Genomic DNA, 18,147 nt, shown 5'->3' on the forward strand with positions numbered 1-18,147 from the left:
TTTTAAAGTTCTGCCTTCCGTTTTCGGTAATGCTCCAGTAATGCGCTTTATTATTTGTTTCAGGCCCGGTTGCTATGGGTAGTGTGGTACGACACCGTTACATAGTGTTTCAGCCTTGCAAACGATGTCATCATAGCTATCGCGTTGTTAAGATACTGTGAATTTACTCACAGATTGAAAACGGTTACATCACGGAAATCTATAAGTTAGTGATCGGCCCCACAGTTTGCCGCTGGGCAACAGAATGCCGTCTTACCAGCGTCGGCATAAAGCAGTGTGTGGCATTGCGATCCAGCTTGCCGGCGGCTCCCAACAGCGCCAGTTCGGTAGCGAGTTTTGCCATAGACGCGATGGGATAGCGTACTGTTGTCAGCTGCGGGTCGGTATAGCGGGCTAATGGAATATCATCGAAAGCAATGAGTGACAGATGTTGCGGTACCGCAATGCCGTTATCTTTCAGTGCCGTCAATGCGCCAGCGGCCATACTGTCGTTATAGGCGAAAACGGCCGTTAAGCCGGAGTTTCGTCCCAGCAGTTCAACCATCGCTGCTTCACCGCCCTGCAAATCTGGCGACCCCACGCCAACCCAACTTTCCGGCGGAACAATATCGTATTCTTCAAGCGCCTGCAGCCAGCCGGTTTTGCGCATCTCATCATCTTCAATGCTATGACTGGAACCCAAATAGCCAATACGCCGATGCCCATGATTTAACAGCATTTTAGTTGCCATTTGCGCACCGCTGATATTATCAAGGCACACGCAGCGATGCGCGAAGCCGGGCACGATGCGGTTAATTAACACCATACCGGGAATATGTTGCAGGAATTCGCTTAGCTCACTGTCGCTGAGCGCTTTAGAATGCACGATCAGTGCGCTACAGCGCTGACGGATCAGCACCTCAATAGCATTGCGTTCCTTTTCGGCTTCATGATAGCTATTGCCAATAAGCAGGTATTTTTGATTTTGCTGCGCGACAATATCTACGGCTTTCACCAGCGCACCGAAGAACGCATCTGAAACGTCCATCACCACCACACCGATAGTATCGCTCGCCTGGGTAGCCAGCGCCTGAGCGTTCGCATTCGGGCGATAACCGAGATCGGAAACCGCGCTCATTACCGCGTCCCGCGTCTCGGGACTTACCAGCGTGCTGTTATTCAGCACTCTTGATACAGTAGCGACGGATACACCCGCCTGACGGGCAACATCACGAATGGTAATCATGATCACCACCCGGTTGTAAATTGCAGCGACTCACGGCCACCCCCTGTGTTTAGCAAGGAGACCATTCTGGCAGCGATGGTGTACTGACTACGTGAGAGAGGTCACACGAATGAAAACGGTTACATCCATTTTGTTAATGATTGTGATCCAGATCGTTATCTGGATGTACCCGATAATGATATCCCTGAAGCACGTGCGGTTAATTGCCGCCAGAGCCATTCAATTGGCCCTTGCCGGTAATAACGCAGCCAGAAAACAGAAAAGAGGAGGTTTACCAGCCAGACGGAGGGCACAAATGCCAGCAGCTGCAACCGGTTAAATTTCATGAACAGATCAAATTGCCAGAACAGGGTCGTGCAGATAAGCGTTTGCAACAGGTAATTAGTGAGCGCCATCCGCCCCACGCAGGCAATAGCCCCCGTCAGCCGGAAGCGGGAAAGCTGGGGCCAGAATCCATACGCCAGCGCCGCATAACCGATCGCCTGAAACGGCGCGCTCAGCTCGCGCGGTGCCTGTAAAAAGAACGCACACCAGCGATAATCCCATCCCACGTACCACTGGGCGATGATACCGGGCACGTTGATAAGAATACCGGTAGTCACCAGTAGCACACCGATGCGACGGTAGTGTGCCAGGCTAAACTGCCCTTTCAGCCAGCCACTACGCATTAATGCTGCGCCAATCAACATCATCCCGGCCAGTTGCCATCCGTATTGCGCACCGAGAGCCAGTAGACTGTTTGACAGCATATCCAGACGGTTGCTGATAGCCTCTGTTCCTCCCTGAATACGCCAGAAATGCTCGTACTGGAGATTAGCGATATCCGGCACCCACGCACGTGGATTACCGGTGCCGGAAATTTTCCCCAACAGCAGCAGGATACCGATGCCCATCAGATACAGCACGACACCAGTATTAAAGAGGTTTTTACTCTGCGAGGCGTCACGGATCATCCGCCAGCAGATCAGTCCCACCAGCGCATAGGCCAGTAAAATATCACCCTCCCAAAAAAACAGCACATGCAGAAAACCCAGTAACGCCAGCAGCGTCAAACGTGACTGAATCCAGCGCTTACCTCGCGCCAGCAAAAGCTGCAAACCGGCTCCGAAAAGCAGAGCAAAAAGCGTCAGGAATTTAACTTGTGCGATCAGATCGAGCACCGCCCATGTCCAGGCGTCCCGGAGGGTGATGTCGCCATACCAGGCGGGGTTAAGATAGGCCGCCTTCGGCAAACCGAAGGCGGTAATATTGAGCAGCAAAATACCGAGGATCGCCATGCCACGCACAAAATCCAGCGTAATGTTTCGTTCCATGGACCCTCTTTTACCTGTCAGGCATGATTAGCTGCGATGTCGTACCGCGCGCAGAAACTCCTGACGTGTGTTCTGGCTTGACTTAAACAGGCCGCCGAGGGAGGTCGTCGTCGTGGCGCTGGTTGCGTCACGGATGCCACGCGCTTTGACACAATAATGCACTGCATCAATAGATACCGCCACATTATTTGTCCCCAGCAACGTCTGCAGGGCGGTCAGGATTTGCTGCGTCAGACGCTCCTGCACCTGAGGACGCTGGGCAAAAAACTGTACGATACGGTTAATTTTAGACAGGCCAATCACCGACTCTTTCGGAATATAGGCCACCGTTGCCTGACCATCAATAGTGACAAAGTGATGCTCGCAGGTGCTGGTCAGGGTGATATCACGCACGGTCACCATCTCATCCACCTTCATTTTATTTTCAATGACGGTAATTTTCGGGAAATTAGCGTAATCAAGACCCGAGAAAATCTCATCAACATACATTTTGGCGATGCGGTGCGGCGTTTCCATCAGGCTGTCATCGCTCAGGTCGAGATTGAGCAGCTGCATAATTTCGGTCATGTGCCCGGAGATCAGGCGTTTTCTGGTTTCGTTATCCATGTCACGCACCGGTGGGCGCAGTGGCGTTTCCAGCCCACGAGCAACCAGCGCTTCATGAACAAGTGCAGCTTCTTTACTGAGTAATGACATCGTTATATTTCTCCTGCAGGTGTGGCGGCCTTTGCCTTGGTTGAGCAAAGTGCATACTTATTGTGCGTGAGGTGGCGCACATAATCCAGTATCCACGATGATAATTATTGCAATTGTTGTTGCCTTTGACTATGCGGTTTCCATACCAGCAGACCTGCAATGAATAATGTTATCCCCGCCAGGCCCAGTGCAGGCTCCAGACGATGGGTAAGCCAGGTTGACAGCGCAGAGGTTGCCGGCCCCACTAACTGCCCTACCGCGTAAACCGTGGTCAGCAGTCCCGCCATATAACGGATATGTTCCGGAGCCAGCTCGCGACCGTACTGTAACGATAGCTGGAGTGCGCACAGAAAACCGCCGCCGACCAGTATTGCCCCCAGCACCAGACCACTCATGCCAGGCACTAACCCGGCGGCCAGTACACCTATCGCCTGTAACCATAAAACAATGGCCAGCCGCTGATAACTGTGGCCCGTTTTACGCGTCAGGATACTCAGGGCGATACCGACGATAGCCGCCACGCCAAACATCGGCCAGACGAACTGAGCAAACAAACTGCCGGGAAAGCGTAGCGCCGCCATCTGCGAAAGAAAGGTTGCCGGCAAAATGTAACCAAATCCGGCAAGCGCATAGCTCCAGACCAGGCGTTTAAGATCAGGGGTCAATTGCAGCGGCTCGGGGATCTCTGTGCTGCGATGAAGCGCGCCCGGTCGCGGTAAATAACGGGCAATAAAGGTAACCAAAACCAACGCCAGTACGCCGTAAACCAGCCAGGCATCGCTGGCGCTCAGGGCCTTTGCCTGAATCGCCACCGCCAACAGGCCGCTTATCGCAATGCCGCCACCGGGGCCAGCAAACACCGCAGCACTCAGGCTGGCATGCCCCGAACGGGAAAGCTGTTCATTGGTCCAGCCTGCCGTCATCACCATTGCCCAGCCGCTCATTGCGCCGATCACAAAACGCAGCACGCCATGTGTCAGCGCATTATCAGCGAGCGCTGAGAGAAAAGTGAGCGCCACGACGCCAAAAATGCCCAGATAAAGGCGCATTTCGACATGCCGATGTGCACGCATGGCGTCCCATGCGCCGACCAGGTAGCCCAGGTAATTGACGGCAGCAACCAGGCCCGCGCTGGTAAGATTAAGCTGGCCCCCGGCAATCATTAGCGGCACCTGAGGTGTGAAGGCAAAACGCCCTATTCCCATCGCCACGACCAGAACAATAAAACCGCTGAACGCGATCCGCAGCGCCATGCCCACCTCAAATGTTAATGTAAAGTTATGTTTATGATGCAGTATGGATGAGTATTGGGGAAGTGAAAATTACTCACCGGACATTGATCGCCTGTATGATGTTAAAATTGTTTTACATCACAACATAGGGAGCCAGAATGGAACTGCTTGAGGAACATCGCTGTTTTGAAGGCTGGCAGCAACGCTGGCGGCACAATGCCGCGACGCTGAATTGCGCCATGACGTTCAGTATCTTCTTACCGCCGACGAAAGACACTACGCCACCGCCGGTACTGTACTGGCTGTCGGGTTTAACCTGTAACGATGAGAATTTTACCACCAAAGCGGGCGCGCAGCGGGTGGCGGCTGAACTGGGCATCGTGCTGGTGATGCCAGATACCAGCCCGCGCGGTGACGACGTGGCTGACGATGAAGGCTACGACCTGGGTAAAGGCGCGGGGTTTTATCTGAACGCCACTGAACAACCGTGGGCGACGCACTACCGGATGTATGATTATTTGCGCGATGAACTGCCGACGTTGATTCAGGATAACTTTAGCGTCAGTGACCGTTGTGCTATCAGCGGTCACTCAATGGGCGGTCATGGCGCACTGATTATGGCGCTGAAAAATCCCGGTAAATACACCAGCGTTTCGGCATTCGCCCCCATTGTTAATCCGCTCAATGTCCCGTGGGGGCAAAAAGCCTTCAGGACGTATCTGGGAGATGATACCGCAGCCTGGCGGGAATGGGATAGCTGCGCATTAATGGAGGCTGCCGGCAAAGGGCAGTACCTGCCTGTGCTTATCGACCAGGGCGACAGCGATCAATTTCTTGCCGATCAGCTTCAGCCTGCACGTCTTGCTGACGTGGCGAGCCAACGCCACTGGCCGCTGACGCTACGCACCCAACCGGGTTACGACCATAGCTATTATTTCATTGCCTCATTTATTGAGGATCACCTGCGCTTTCACGCGCAGCATCTGCAGAAATAATCAAAAACGGTGCCGGGTGGCGGCTTCGCCTTACCCGGCCTACAGCAGATTGAATATCAAAAGGTTATGCCAATTGCAGTCCTGCGCAAGCGATGCGCCGGCCTGCATTATTCCACTCAATAAAGATTGTCGACACGCTGAAACCCGGCAATACATTTGCCGGGTTGTGGTTATTCACAAACAGATTTATTTTTTAAACCGCTCGGGAAATGTCATTTCACGATAGCTCACAAAACGTGTGCCTCGGGTGAGCTTATAGCCGAACCAGATAATCAGGAACAGTGGAATACCGATATAGGTTGCCGCCACGCTGCCCCAGTCAATGGTATCACTCAGGAACGCTTCATAGTTCTGACCCAGGGTGATAATCAGGCACAGCACGAAAGCAAAAATCGGCCCAATCGGGAAAAAGCCAGAGCGATAAGGCAGGTTGTTGATATCGTTACCTTGCAGCACATAGCCACGACGGAAACGATAATGGCTGATAGCAATACCGAGCCAGGCGATAAACCCGGTCATGCCAGAAGTGTTCAGCAGCCACAGGTAAACGGTCTGATTACCAAACATAGACGTCAGAAAGCAGAGCGCGGCGATAACCGTCGTAGCATACAGCGCATTACGCGGCACACCTCCTTTCGACAGTTTTGCAAAAATGCGCGGCGCTTTGCCATCGCAGGCCAGGGTGTACAGCATGCGGGTAGACGCATACATGCCCGAATTACCGGCTGACAGTACCGCCGTCAGGATCACCGCATTCATAATGGCTGCCGCAGAGAGCAGGCCAGCATGCTGGAAGACCAGCGTGAAGGGGCTGACGCTAATATCTTTAACATCATTACGCAGCAGACTCGGATCGGTATACGGAATGATGAGGCTGATGATAAGAATCGCGAAGACGTAGAACAGCAGGATACGCCAGAATACCTGACGCACGGCGCGTGGAATATTTTTCTCCGGATCTTCAGATTCTCCGGCAGCGATACCAATCAGCTCGGTTCCCTGGAAAGAGAAGCCGACGATCATCGCCACGCCAATCATCGCCGCAAAGCCGCCAGCAAACGGCGCTTCGCCAATGCTCCAGTTGCTCCAGCCCGCCGGTTCTGCGCCCTGGAAAATCCCGAGGATCATCATCAGGCCGACGATAATAAAGATAACTACCGTCGCCACTTTGATCAGCGAGAACCAGTATTCTGCTTCACCGAAGCCTTTAACCGAGATGTAATTGAGCAGGAAAATGACGCACAGGAACAGCGCACTCCAGATCCAGCCGGGCGTGTCCGGGAACCACCAGTTCATCACCAGTTGCGCGGCAACCAGGTCGACCGCAATTGTCACCGCCCAGTTGTACCAGTAGTTCCAGCCCAGCGCGAAACCAAAGCCTTCCTCAACATATTGCTGCCCATAGGTGGCAAATGAACCGGAGACCGGCATATAGGCAGCCAGCTCGCCCAGGCTGGTCATCAGAAAATAGACCATCAGACCTATAAGGATATAGGAAAACAGCGCGCCGCCCGGACCCGCCTGAGAAATCGTCGCCCCGGAAGCAACAAATAACCCTGTACCGATGGAGCCGCCAATGGCAATCATCGTCAGATGACGCGCCTTGAGTTCGCGGCGTAGCGCGGGCGCTTGTGTGGTTTTAGTTTGGGAAACCATAGGAAAATACTGTCCATCCATAAATTGAGGCGCGATTGTAGCAGACCAAACGGCCCTCATCCGGCACAAATGCGCAGTTATAAGAGACCTTCATGATCATCCCGGGATTATAAGTAAAGCATTCCCGTTTGATTCTGGCGAATCGTCATTGTAGGTAGTGGCAGGCGTCAGAACAGAGCATGCATTGCATTATTGGTCGCAGTAGCCCAGAAAACGTAGCAGTGCATTCGACAGCCGCTTCTGGCGATGGCTAATGCGCCATAGCGTGCGCGTCAGACGTGGCAGAGGAGTGTCAATTTCCCGCAGCGTCCCTGATGCCAGCTGTTCGGCAATAACGCGTCGGGAAAGGCAGCTAATCCCCAGACCGTGGCGTACCGCGTGCTTAATGGCCTCAGAGTTGCCCAGTTCCATTCCCAGATGGAACTGGGGAAGATGGGAAAGCAGTAAAAAATCGACGATTTCGCGCGTCCCGGAACCATGCTCGCGCAAGATCCACGGGGCAGCCGCCAGTGTATCCAACGTTACCGGCGCGTCGAACAGGGATGATGAGGGTGCGGCGAAGATCACCAGTTCGTCTTCAAGCCATGGCTCGGCAATGATATCAACATGGTGGCACGGACCTTCAATAAGACCAATATCGGCACGAAAATCAGCCACAGCATTCACCACGTCCTGACTATTGCCCACGCTCATTTCAAGTGGCAGTTCGGGAAAGTCATGCCGGTATCGGGCAATGACTTCTGGCAGGATATAATTGCCAATCGTGCTGCTCGCTGAGACACGGAGCGCGCCGTTATCCTCATTAAACAGCTTTTCTATTTCACCGGCATCTTCAAGCAATAACAGCGCACGTGAATACAATAACCGGCCATGTTCATTCACGACCAGCCGCTTACCTACGCGATCAAAAAGCTGCACGCCCAATTGGCCTTCAAGGTCGGTCAGCGCCGCGCTCACCGCCGACTGGGACAGCGCCAGTTTTTGCGACGCCTGCGTTGTAGAGCCACACTGATGCACCTCCACGAAGACTTCAAGTTGACGTAGCGTAATATGCATGACGGTTCCAGAGGATGAAAAGAGCACTTACCACTTATTCTGATTAATTATAAACATATAATCAATTTCATTTTTATACCGCTGCGGCATAACCTTATTCACAGATAAAGGAGAGGGTTATGACTGACGTAATAACAAGCACACCGCAGCGCCAGGTATGGCGATACATTCCAGGTCTGGTGCTGTGCGCCGTCCTGGTAAGTGTGGCTATATGGGCAGGGTCGTTCCCTGCCGTCGCAGGCGCAGGTTTTAGCGCGCTAACGCTGGCAATCCTGCTCGGGATGCTTATCGGCAATACCGTATATTCTGGCATCAACTCGCATTGCGATTATGGCGTGCAATTTGCCAAACAGCGCCTGTTACGCCTTGGGATCATTTTATATGGCTTTCGCCTGACGTTTGCTCAGATTGCAGATGTTGGTGTCAGCGGCGTGATGATTGATATCCTGACATTATCCAGCACGTTTATCATCGCCTGCTTTGTGGGGCAAAAACTCTTTGGCCTCGATAAACAAACAACGTGGCTGATTGGCGCAGGCAGCAGTATTTGCGGTGCTGCCGCGGTACTGGCCACAGAGCCGGTAGTCAAAGCCGAGGCCAGTAAAGTCACCGTTGCTGTCGCAACCGTAGTCATTTTCGGCACCATCGCTATCTTCCTTTATCCGGCGATGTATCATCTTCTGGCAACAGAATTTAGCCGCGAAAATTACGGGATCTATATCGGCTCGACAATGCATGAAGTCGCGCAGGTTGTTGCAGCCGGTCATGCGGTTGCACCGCAGGCGGAAAACGCAGCGGTGATTACCAAAATGATCCGCGTCATGATGCTGGCTCCCTTTTTATTAATTCTGGCTGCGCGGGTACGTCAATTAGCGCCCGCCTCCGGGGAGCAGAAGAACAAAATTACCATCCCGTGGTTTGCGGTACTGTTTATTGTTGTCGCCATCTTTAACTCGTTCCACCTGCTGCCAAAAGCCGTGGTTGATACGCTGATTACGCTTGATACGGTTTTCCTTGCGATGGCGATGGCTGCCCTCGGTCTGACCACGCACGTTAGCGCGCTAAAAAAAGCGGGAGCCAAACCGCTGCTTATGGCTCTGACGCTGTTCATCTGGCTGATTGTTGGTGGTGGCGCGATCAACCTGATAGTCCACTCGCTATTAAGATAAACCCTACAACTTCCTCCTGTTAACCCGCTATGATAGAGCGTCTTGCCCAGGCGGGTTTATCAGGAGTGTGTTATGAAGTATGTTGGAGCGCATGTCAGCGCCGCTGGCGGGTTGGCGAATGCGGTTGTTCGTGCCGCTGAAATCGAGGCAACCGCCTTTGCTCTGTTCACCAAAAATCAGCGTCAATGGCGCGCTGCACCGTTAAACGATGCAAACATTGCAGACTTCAAAGCGGCCTGCGAGAAATATCATTATTCCCCCGCGCAAATCCTGCCCCATGATAGCTATCTGATTAATCTCGGTCATCCTGTCGCTGAAGCGCTGGAAAAATCCCGCGAAGCCTTTTTAAATGAGATGACACGTTGCCAGCAATTGGGGTTAACGCTATTAAATTTCCATCCCGGTAGCCATTTACAGCAGATTCCGGAGGAGGAATGCCTCGCGCGTATTGCAGAGTCTATTAATATCGTGCTGGAAAAAACCCAGGGCGTAACGGCAGTGATTGAAAATACTGCCGGACAAGGCAGTAATCTCGGTTTCAGGTTTGAACATCTGGCGGCCATTATTGACGGCGTTGAGGATAAATCCCGCGTTGGCGTGTGCATTGATACCTGCCATGCTTTTGCCGCCGGGTATGATTTACGCAGCGCGGAAGCAACGGCTAAAACCTTCGCTGAATTTGAACGTATTGTTGGCTTCACTTACCTGCGCGGGATGCATCTCAATGATGCAAAAAGCCAGTTTGCCAGCCGGGTTGACCGTCATCATAGCCTGGGCGAAGGTAATATCGGCCACGACGCATTTCGCTGGATTATGCAGGATGAGCGTTTCGACGGTATTCCATTAATTCTGGAAACGGTAAACCCGGATATCTGGGCGCAAGAGATTGCGTGGCTGAAGGCGCAGCAGAAGGTAGGGTGAAAGAGTAAAAAATAATAGTAATTCTGATATTTGTGCTTAATATAACTTGAGTGAACGTCTAAAGTTTGATGTTCACTCAGATTAATAAATGTCATGAATATTTTAAGGATGAATAATCGATGCCAGATAAGAAAGTGACTACTGGAACAACCAGTACACAAGATAACAACATCATTCACCAAAAAATAACTCGGATAAAAGAGCTCACCTTGTTATTTTGGGTTAACGAAAAAGATGATAGTCGATGTTCACTTTTTGAAGAGTCTTGTATGACCCGTTATTTTAATATTTTATATTCACCAGAATATAAAAAAGAAACACATAAAGTTTATCCCGTATCAATCAGTAGGTTCGATCAAATCAAAAAAATTATAGCAAACCGCATCGATCAAAATGGCGGAATAGATAAAGCAAAGGTAAAAGAGATAGGCATATTTTCACACGTAGGGAAAGTAGATGGCCCGACAACTCAATATACTGTAAACACTCCTGCTGTTAACGGCTACCCACAACAATTGAATATAGTACGGGGATGGGATGATATTAATTTCAACTGGACCGATACAGGTGCTATGTTTGTTATGTATGGTTGTCGTAGCAGTTTCCAAGATAAAGATTCCGGCGATGGTTTCGCCAGCAAACTATCTAAACTTGCCAATTTCAGAAATGTTGATATTTGGGGACAGACAGAATACACATACCCTTCATACTATCCCGATATAAGAGAAACATCACTAATACGAACGTTCAATATAGGATGGTCTTTTTCTCCAACATATATGGTAGCTGATAAGGAAGATAACGGGTGGGATGCCCTTTTTCCAGATGAAAAAAAGCCCATAAAGGCACTTCCTATGCAATGTTTCAAGAACGGTGCCCTTGTAAAGTCTGTCGACCAAAGCATTTTCAATGATCACAGGAAAAATAAGCCAAATGATTAAGATGTTTCATATTTTTTCCATATTGTTATTTATATTTTTACTACCCGGTTGTTTTAAAAAACTTCCTGAATTTGAGATTTATGGCGATCAGGATATACTCAACCACCTTGTTATTAATATGATTACCTATACTAAAAATAAAGATAATAATGGTCAATGGATACGAAATGCGAAGTCAATTATGTATAAAGGGAAATGGAACAGGATTTATGAAAACAATGATATGAGCGAAACATATTTTTACTTATCTTATAAAGACAGAATTAACAAACTAGTTACAGATGCTTTTTTTTTGAATCAAAAGTTTAAAAAACCACATGATGCAAATATATTTTATGCTTACCAAAAGAATGGCGAAGTATTCGTAAAATATTATAAAAGTCGCGCAGATTTTGCCAATAATCGCAATCCAATTACAATAAATATTTCCCTTACTGGGGATATTTTTTTTAAAACCCAAAAGCGCGATGAACACGACATTGAAAAAGAGCTTAAATACTATACAGCATATTTTCCCCCTGACATTACTGCTAAAGTTACACGAAATTATATCTATGAGCCCCTGTTATCCCACGCAAAAAACCAGCCACATTTATCGTATTATATTTTTTCATTAAAAATGGCCGACAAGTCGGGCCCTCAGACTGCTGACATTCCTCCATGTTAGTGTACGAATTCTGTATTATAAGCGATCGCAGGTCACGAGCGCGATATTTTTCAGTTTTGCATTGCGGTAACACTCTATGGCCGCCAAACCACACGCCAGCGCCTGCTCTACGATATGATCAAAAATCTTCAGGAAGGCGTCACTGGCATTGAAACAGCGGCTACGGACCTTGCTGGTAGTGGAGGTATTGTGTTTTCTTCGTCAGGTTCATGCGCTGGAACCAGTAGTAGGCGTTGTTACCTGGATTCCCTTCACCAGATGACGCTCTAACGTGATGCCAGGGTGATATCCCAGCAACATCATCTTAATCAGGCGTACCGGGTCAATAGTCGTTCTGCCGTTATCGGCATTGCAAAGGTGTTTATGGTATCGCGGATGAACTCAATCGATAACAGCATTAATTTTGAGCACCAGGTGGTCTTAGGGAACCAGTTCATCAAAGATGAAGGTTTCAAACTGGCATTGCTGTGGAGAAGGGTGCCTGAGCATGGCGATCAGTCCATTAATTGCACTGACCTTATTAGGTCAAAGTCCCGGTCTTAAGACCATGACTATGTCAGCAATTTAAAGGGCCGACAATCGGCCCTTTTTTTACAACCCAACAAGATTAAGCGACTTTCGCCACTGTCTCCGCATCCGGACGTTTCAGGAACGCGTAGGACAGGCCCGCCACCAGCGTACCGATGATGATCGCCAGCAGGTAGCCAAGCACCGGCGTGATCGCACCCGGGATCAGCAGTACAAACAAACCACCGTGCGGAGCCATCAGTTTTGCGCCAATCGCCATGGAGATAGCCCCCGTCACCGCGCCACCAACAATGCAGCATGGCAGAACACGCATCGGGTCACGGGCGGCAAACGGAATTGCCCCTTCAGAGATAAAGCACAGTCCCAGCACCAGTGCCGCTTTCCCACCTTCGCGCTGACCTTTGTCAAACTTACGACCGGCTACCAGCGTTGCCACGCCCATTGCCAGCGGTGGAACCATCCCGGCTGCCATGATCGCCGCCATCGGCGCATAGGTCTGGGTACTCAGCAGGCCGACACCAAAGGCGTAAGCCGCTTTGTTCACCGGACCGCCCATGTCGGTACACATCATGCCGCCGAGGATCGCGCCCAGCAGAACGGCATTCGCGGTGCCCATGTTTTGCAGCCAGACGGTCAGCCACTGCAGGATACCCGCCACCGGCTTGCCAATCAGGTAAATCATTGCCAGACCGACAATCAGGCTGGAGAACAGTGGGATTATCAGGATAGGTTTCAACGATTCCATACTCTGCGGCAGTTTCACCTGCGTGCTGATCAGTTTCGCCACATAGCCCGCGAGGAAGCCCGCGATGATCCCGCCGATGAAGCCGGAACCGCCGCTGACCGCCAGCATACCGCCGATAAGACCCGGCGTCAGGCCCGGACGGTCGGCAATGGAAAAGGCAATAAAGCCCGCCAGCACCGGTACCATCAGCGCGAATGCAGAGCCACCACCGATCTGCATCAGCGCAGCCGCGAGGGTGTCTTTCACTTCAAAGGCTTTAATCCCGAACGCGAAGGAAAGCGCGATACACAGACCGCCTGCCACGACCATCGGCAGCATATAAGACACGCCGGTCAACAGATGACGATAAGCGCCTGCGCTCTCTTTCTTGGTTTCGCCGCCCGTCTGAGTCTGCCCCGCAGGCTGATAAGGACGGGCTTCCGCCTGCGCTTTATCCAGTTCCTGCGCGGTTTTCTTCAGCGCTAGTCCGGTAGAGGTGCGATACATCGGCTTACCGGCAAACTTCGCCAGATCCACTTCGATATCCGCCGCCACAATCACCAGATCGGCCTGCGCCACTTCTTCTGACGTAATAGCGTTGCCCGCGCCTACGGAGCCACGGGTTTCTACTTTTACCCACCAGCCGCGTTTTTTCGCTTCGGTTTCGATGGCTTCCGCCGCCATAAACGTATGCGCCACACCCGTCGGACACGCGGTTACAGCAACAATGCGTTTCGGACCCGCTGGGGTTGCGGACGCTACAGGAGCCGCGACGGGAGCGGTATACGGCGTGGCCTGCGCTTTAGCTTCGCTCAGAAACAGCTCCGCATGCCCCACCGCACGATTGATATCGCCAAGAAAAACCTGTTTACCGTTCAGCGCGCTGTCCGCAGGCAGGGCCGAGCCCAGAACAATCGCCAGTTCCGCGTCGTTCGGGTTGTCGGTGATTTCAACATGTGCTTTTTGCGCCGCAGCACTTAACAGAGTCTTCGCCATATAAGCGCGAGCCTGTCCGAGACCGGCGTCAATAATCAGCAGCGTTTTCATTATGCCTCTCCTGCTGTTAATTAAAGGGTTGTAAGTCAACGCGCGCCATCATCGCGGCTAACTGGGTACGATCGGTAATACCAACATTACTCTGACTTACCGCCAGTGCTGCAACGGCAGTGGCCAGACGTAAAGTATGTTCGCTGGATTCACGCATCAGCAGGCCGTAGATCAGGCCGCCAACCATCGAATCGCCCGCGCCAACGGTGCTGACGACCTCGACGGAAGGCGGTTTGGCGATCCACTCGCCCGACGCGTTAACCCACAGCGCGCCTTCTGAACCCAGTGAAATAACGACGTGAGCAATACCCTGCTCGCGCAGCGCATGGGCGGCTTCGATCACATCTTTCATTTCAGGCAGTTTACGTCCCGCCCAAATTTCTAGCTCGCGGCGGTTAGGTTTAACCAGCCACGGGGCCGCCTTCAGACCAGCGACCAGTGCTTCACGACTGCTGTCAAAAATAATGCACGGGCACTGACTGCGCAGGCGCGTCATCCAGTCAGTGAACGCTTCCGGGCTGACGCCGGTTGGCAGACTACCGCTGACGCACACCATATCGAACTGCCCGAGCCAGCTCAGGGAATCAGCGACAAAACGTTCCCAGTCAGCAGGTGTGACTTCAAAGCCAGAAAAGTTAAAGTCGGTGACTTCGCCATCTTTTTCAGTCAGTTTTACGTTGATGCGGGTACGCCCCTGCACGACCTGGAAGCGATTGGCGATGCCAAGCTCGCTGAAAAGCTGCTGAAAGCCATCCTGATTATCTTTACCGAGAAAACCGCCCACGGTGACATCAATACCCAGATCTTTCAGTACTTTTGCAACGTTAATACCTTTACCTGCCGCGTGCAGGCCGGTCGTACGCACCAGATTGACCTCACCACGCTCGACTTCAGGCGTAAACCCTACCAGATCATAGGCCGGGTTTAGCGTGATGGTTGCGACGCGACGGCTCATGCTGCGCCCTCCCCGAGACCAGCGGCAATGGCTGCGCCAATCGCGGTCAGCGCCTGTTCAGCATCTTCGCCCTGAGCGGTAAAGCGCAGGCGATGGCCTTTTTTCACACCCAGCGCAACCACTTTCATCAGACTGCGTCCATTCGCAGGCTTGCCGCTACCGTCGAGGTTGGTCACGGTAATCTCACTGTTAAATTGTTTAATGGTGTTGACCAGCATCGTTCCCGGGCGGGCATGAAGACCGTGCTCATTGCGGACCACAAATTCGGCGTTCAGCACATCGTCAGCCAGAGCATCGTCGCTGGTCAGCAATGCCAGCAACGTGGCGGCATCAGCATTAAGCAGACGGTCGGCTTTATTGGTGAGAAGCAACTGGCTCAGACGATCCAGTACCGCCGTTGGCTGCGAATCCGCCATGGCGACCGTGACCAGCAATGAGGCTGGCTGACCATTCACCTCGAAGGCCGAAGCGGCACGGCTAACGGCGATGGCGCTGCGCAGGTTGCCTTCAGCGCTGTCGTTCAGCCAAATGCCCTGACCGAGGTTCAGCGGCTGTTCGGTAATTGCGCGAGCCACAAAACCAGCATCAACCGCGCCGGCTTCTTTCAGACGACCAGCATTCAGCGCCTGCAACGTCACCAGATCGCTGGCAACTACATCCAGGGTTAGCGTGTCGTTATCCAGCTTCAGCATTTCGCTCTGCTTTTCGCCCATCAGCAACGCACGTAGCTCTTCTGCCGTGGTCGCGGTTTTCAGCTGTTCTGCAACAGAATCATCGCTTAAGACGTGCGTCAGCTGACGCAGCAGACCAAGATGTTCATCGGAACTGGCAGCAATACCAATGGCCACGTAGGCAGTCTGGCCTTCCCCCCAGGTGACGCCCTGCGGGAATTGATAAACCTGAACACCGGTTTTTAGTACCTGATCGCGGGTATCCGTCGTACCGTGTGGGATGGCAATACCGTTGCCAAGGAAAGTGGACGTTTGCTGTTCGCGAGCCAGCATACCGTTAATGTAGCCCTCAGCCACATTACCTGCCTGCACGAGCGCGGCGGCAACCTGACGAATGGCCTCTTCTTTATTCCCTGCCTGTTGGCCAGGGTGGATATCCTGTACAGATAACTGGAACATGGGTCTCCTCTCTGCTGAATTGAATCGTTTCAGCTATAATGAGAAAAAATGCGCCATCCCGGTAACGGCTGATGGTAAGATGACGCTGAAACGTTTCAAGAATTCTGGTGCTTTCCCGCTTTCCCTGCAAGAAATGTTATGATTTGAATGACAGAATTTAGAGGTACAGCACATTTTATTCCTTTCGGGGTCATAGTTGCTGAAGTTTGCTGGCGTTATTATTCTTCAGTTTCAGCTTGTTCAGCAACGAAGCGGAACAGCGTTGAAAATGCGTTTTGATTTATCGTGCCTGTTTTGATTTCACGCTCTGTTTATTTTTAATCAGGCGGCGTAAACTCCCGCGTCACTCCATTACGCTTAAAAAAACTGATGCAAAATAATCCCGCCGCCGCCTCGCCGCGCGCTTTTGATTTCACCTCCGCCTCCTTTCTGATCGTTGCCTTTTTAACCGGTATCGCCGGTGCGCTACAAACGCCGACGCTCAGTCTGTTTTTGACCAATGAGGTGCATGTCCGTCCGGCGATGGTCGGTTTCTTTTTTACCGGTAGCGCCGTTATCGGCATTCTGGTGAGCCAGTTTCTGGCGGGCCGCTCAGACCGTAAGGGCGACCGTAAAAGTCTGATTGTTTTTTGCTGCGTGCTTGGCGTGCTGGCATGCGTGTTATTCGCATGGAATCGCAATTATTTTATTTTGCTGTTTATCGGCGTATTTCTGAGCAGTTTTGGCTCAACGGCGAACCCACAAATGTTTGCCCTCGCCCGTGAACATGCCGATCGTACCGGGCGTGAAGCCGTCATGTTCAGTTCCATTCTCCGCGCGCAGGTCTCGCTGGCATGGGTGATCGGCCCTCCGCTGGCTTATGCACTGGCGATGGGATTTGGCTTTACCGTGATGTACCTCAGCGCCGCCGTCGCGTTTGTCGTGTGTGGGGTGATGGTCTGGCTGTTTTTACCCACCATGCCGAAGCTGAAGGTGGCGGCCTCAGGCAGTATTGAAGCGCCGCGCCGTAACCGTCGCGATGCCCTGTTACTGTTTGTGATTTGTACGCTGATGTGGGGCACTAATAGTCTGTACATCATCAATATGCCACTGTTTATCATCAATGAACTGCACCTGCCGGAAAAACTGGCAGGATTAATGATGGGGACCGCCGCCGGGCTTGAGATCCCGACGATGTTGATTGCCGGATACTACGCGAAGCGTTTTGGTAAACGCTTTCTGATGCGTATCGCCATTGTGGCCGGTTTACTGTTTTATGTAGGTATGCTCACGGTTCACACCCCTGCCCTGCTGCTGGCTATGCAGTTACTGAACGCTATTTATATTGGTATTCTGGCGGGCATCGGGATGCTCTATTTTCAGGATCTGATGCCCGGGCAGGCAGGATCGGCGACCACGCTTTACAGTAATACCACGCGTGTTGGCTGGATCATCGCCGGATCGCTGGCGGGCGTGGTGGCAGAACTGTGGAGCTACCATGCGGTGTTCTGGATTGCGCTGGGAATGTGCGTGGCGGGTTTCGCCTGTCTGATGCGGATTAAAGACGTTTAAGGCGCAGTCAGCGTTTCCAGTTCGATAAGAAAAATCATCGCCTGTTCACGCGTCTTGCCGCACATCTCCGCTGCCGGTTGCAGACCAGCGCACACTTTTGGTCGCAGCGGCGAGGCAAAAATTTTGCAGCGCAGATGCTCATCAAGCTGAACACAGGGCGTATTCGCCGGCTTGCCCTCCGGCATGCCGGGGATCGGGCTGGAGATCGAGGGGGCTGTACAGCAGGCACCGCAGTCCGCACGACATTGCATAAAATTCTCTTTTCAGGCAGGCAACAGATCGCACAGTATCATCTCTTGCACGATGATAGCAAAACCCTGCAAATCCACTTGCCTGAAAGG

General features: G+C 51.9%; 16 protein-coding genes and 1 pseudogene. 6 read left to right on the plus strand and 11 right to left on the minus strand.

Annotation, left to right across the window (positions count from 1 at the left end; all coding sequences use genetic code 11):
* Positions 1–199 precede the first annotated feature (199 nt).
* The 4 genes from galS to CHU32_RS01395 form a co-directional block, all read right to left on the minus strand.
* Complete coding sequence (gene galS / locus CHU32_RS01375; RefSeq protein ID WP_103674289.1) at positions 200–1,225, minus strand: HTH-type transcriptional regulator GalS; 1,026 nt, start codon at positions 1,223–1,225, stop codon at positions 200–202.
* Positions 1,226–1,380: 155 nt separating this feature from the next.
* On the minus strand, positions 1,381–2,538 hold the full coding sequence (gene yeiB / locus CHU32_RS01385) for a DUF418 domain-containing protein YeiB (RefSeq protein ID WP_103674290.1): 1,158 nt from the start codon (positions 2,536–2,538) through the stop codon (positions 1,381–1,383).
* Between the two features lie 27 nt (positions 2,539–2,565).
* Entirely contained in the window at positions 2,566–3,234 is a 669-nt protein-coding gene (folE, locus tag CHU32_RS01390) for a GTP cyclohydrolase I FolE (protein WP_103674291.1), read from the minus strand.
* Positions 3,235–3,338: 104 nt separating this feature from the next.
* Entirely contained in the window at positions 3,339–4,487 is a 1,149-nt protein-coding gene (locus CHU32_RS01395; RefSeq protein ID WP_103674292.1) for a YbfB/YjiJ family MFS transporter, read from the minus strand.
* A gap of 137 nt (positions 4,488–4,624) precedes the next feature.
* Here CHU32_RS01395 and fghA point away from each other — a divergent pair, with 137 nt between their 5' ends.
* On the plus strand, positions 4,625–5,461 hold the full coding sequence (fghA, locus tag CHU32_RS01400; protein WP_103674293.1) for an S-formylglutathione hydrolase: 837 nt from the start codon (positions 4,625–4,627) through the stop codon (positions 5,459–5,461).
* Between the two features lie 186 nt (positions 5,462–5,647).
* On the opposite strand, the gene CHU32_RS01405 is transcribed toward fghA, so the two are convergent.
* Together CHU32_RS01405 and yieE are read right to left on the minus strand one after the other, a co-directional pair.
* Positions 5,648–7,117, minus strand: a complete 1,470-nt coding sequence (locus CHU32_RS01405; protein ID WP_103674294.1) for an amino acid permease — start codon at positions 7,115–7,117, stop codon at positions 5,648–5,650.
* Positions 7,118–7,306: 189 nt separating this feature from the next.
* Complete coding sequence (gene yieE, locus CHU32_RS01410; protein WP_103674295.1) at positions 7,307–8,173, minus strand: DNA-binding transcriptional regulator YeiE; 867 nt, start codon at positions 8,171–8,173, stop codon at positions 7,307–7,309.
* Between the two features lie 119 nt (positions 8,174–8,292).
* On the opposite strand from yieE, the gene CHU32_RS01415 reads away from it, so the two are divergent.
* From CHU32_RS01415 to CHU32_RS01430, 4 genes are all read left to right on the plus strand, one after another.
* Positions 8,293–9,342, plus strand: coding sequence for a YeiH family putative sulfate export transporter (locus CHU32_RS01415; RefSeq protein WP_103674296.1), 1,050 nt, complete (start codon positions 8,293–8,295; stop codon positions 9,340–9,342).
* Between the two features lie 72 nt (positions 9,343–9,414).
* A complete protein-coding gene (nfo, locus tag CHU32_RS01420) occupies positions 9,415–10,263 on the plus strand; it encodes a deoxyribonuclease IV (RefSeq protein ID WP_103674297.1) in 849 nt (282 codons plus the stop codon).
* Between the two features lie 119 nt (positions 10,264–10,382).
* Positions 10,383–11,204, plus strand: a complete 822-nt coding sequence (locus tag CHU32_RS01425) for a hypothetical protein (protein ID WP_103674298.1) — start codon at positions 10,383–10,385, stop codon at positions 11,202–11,204.
* The gene (locus tag CHU32_RS01430; protein ID WP_103674299.1) at positions 11,197–11,871 is read left to right on the plus strand and encodes a hypothetical protein; all 675 of its coding nucleotides are present in this window, start codon (positions 11,197–11,199) and stop codon (positions 11,869–11,871) included. The genes CHU32_RS01425 and CHU32_RS01430 overlap by 8 nt, the downstream gene beginning before the upstream one ends.
* An 81-nt stretch (positions 11,872–11,952) precedes the next feature.
* Here CHU32_RS01430 and CHU32_RS28505 read toward each other — a convergent pair.
* From CHU32_RS28505 to fruB, 4 genes and pseudogenes are all read right to left on the minus strand, one after another.
* Positions 11,953–12,360, minus strand: a pseudogene (locus tag CHU32_RS28505) (transposase); the annotation flags it as partial.
* A 118-nt stretch (positions 12,361–12,478) separates the two neighbouring features.
* On the minus strand, positions 12,479–14,170 hold the full coding sequence (gene fruA / locus CHU32_RS01435; protein ID WP_103674300.1) for a PTS fructose transporter subunit IIBC: 1,692 nt from the start codon (positions 14,168–14,170) through the stop codon (positions 12,479–12,481).
* 16 nt (positions 14,171–14,186) lie between these two features.
* Positions 14,187–15,125: a 1-phosphofructokinase gene (gene fruK, locus CHU32_RS01440; protein ID WP_103674301.1), complete on the minus strand. Its 939-nt coding sequence runs from the start codon at positions 15,123–15,125 to the stop codon at positions 14,187–14,189.
* Positions 15,122–16,255 carry a fused PTS fructose transporter subunit IIA/HPr protein gene (gene fruB / locus CHU32_RS01445; RefSeq protein ID WP_103674302.1) on the minus strand — a complete coding sequence of 378 codons (1,134 nt, stop codon included), beginning with the start codon at positions 16,253–16,255 and terminating at the stop codon, positions 15,122–15,124. Before fruB ends, fruK begins: the two co-directional genes overlap by 4 nt.
* Positions 16,256–16,624: 369 nt before the next feature.
* On the opposite strand from fruB, the gene setB reads away from it, so the two are divergent.
* A complete protein-coding gene (setB, locus tag CHU32_RS01450; protein WP_103674303.1) occupies positions 16,625–17,806 on the plus strand; it encodes a sugar efflux transporter SetB in 1,182 nt (393 codons plus the stop codon).
* On the opposite strand, the gene CHU32_RS01455 is transcribed toward setB, so the two are convergent.
* Positions 17,803–18,057: a YkgJ family cysteine cluster protein gene (locus CHU32_RS01455; protein ID WP_103674304.1), complete on the minus strand. Its 255-nt coding sequence runs from the start codon at positions 18,055–18,057 to the stop codon at positions 17,803–17,805. The two genes, setB and CHU32_RS01455, sit on opposite strands and share 4 nt — an antisense overlap.
* Positions 18,058–18,147: the final 90 nt, after the last annotated feature.

It is taken from the genome of Superficieibacter electus (assembly GCF_002915575.1).
GTDB classification, from domain to species: Bacteria; Pseudomonadota; Gammaproteobacteria; order Enterobacterales; family Enterobacteriaceae; genus Superficieibacter; species Superficieibacter electus.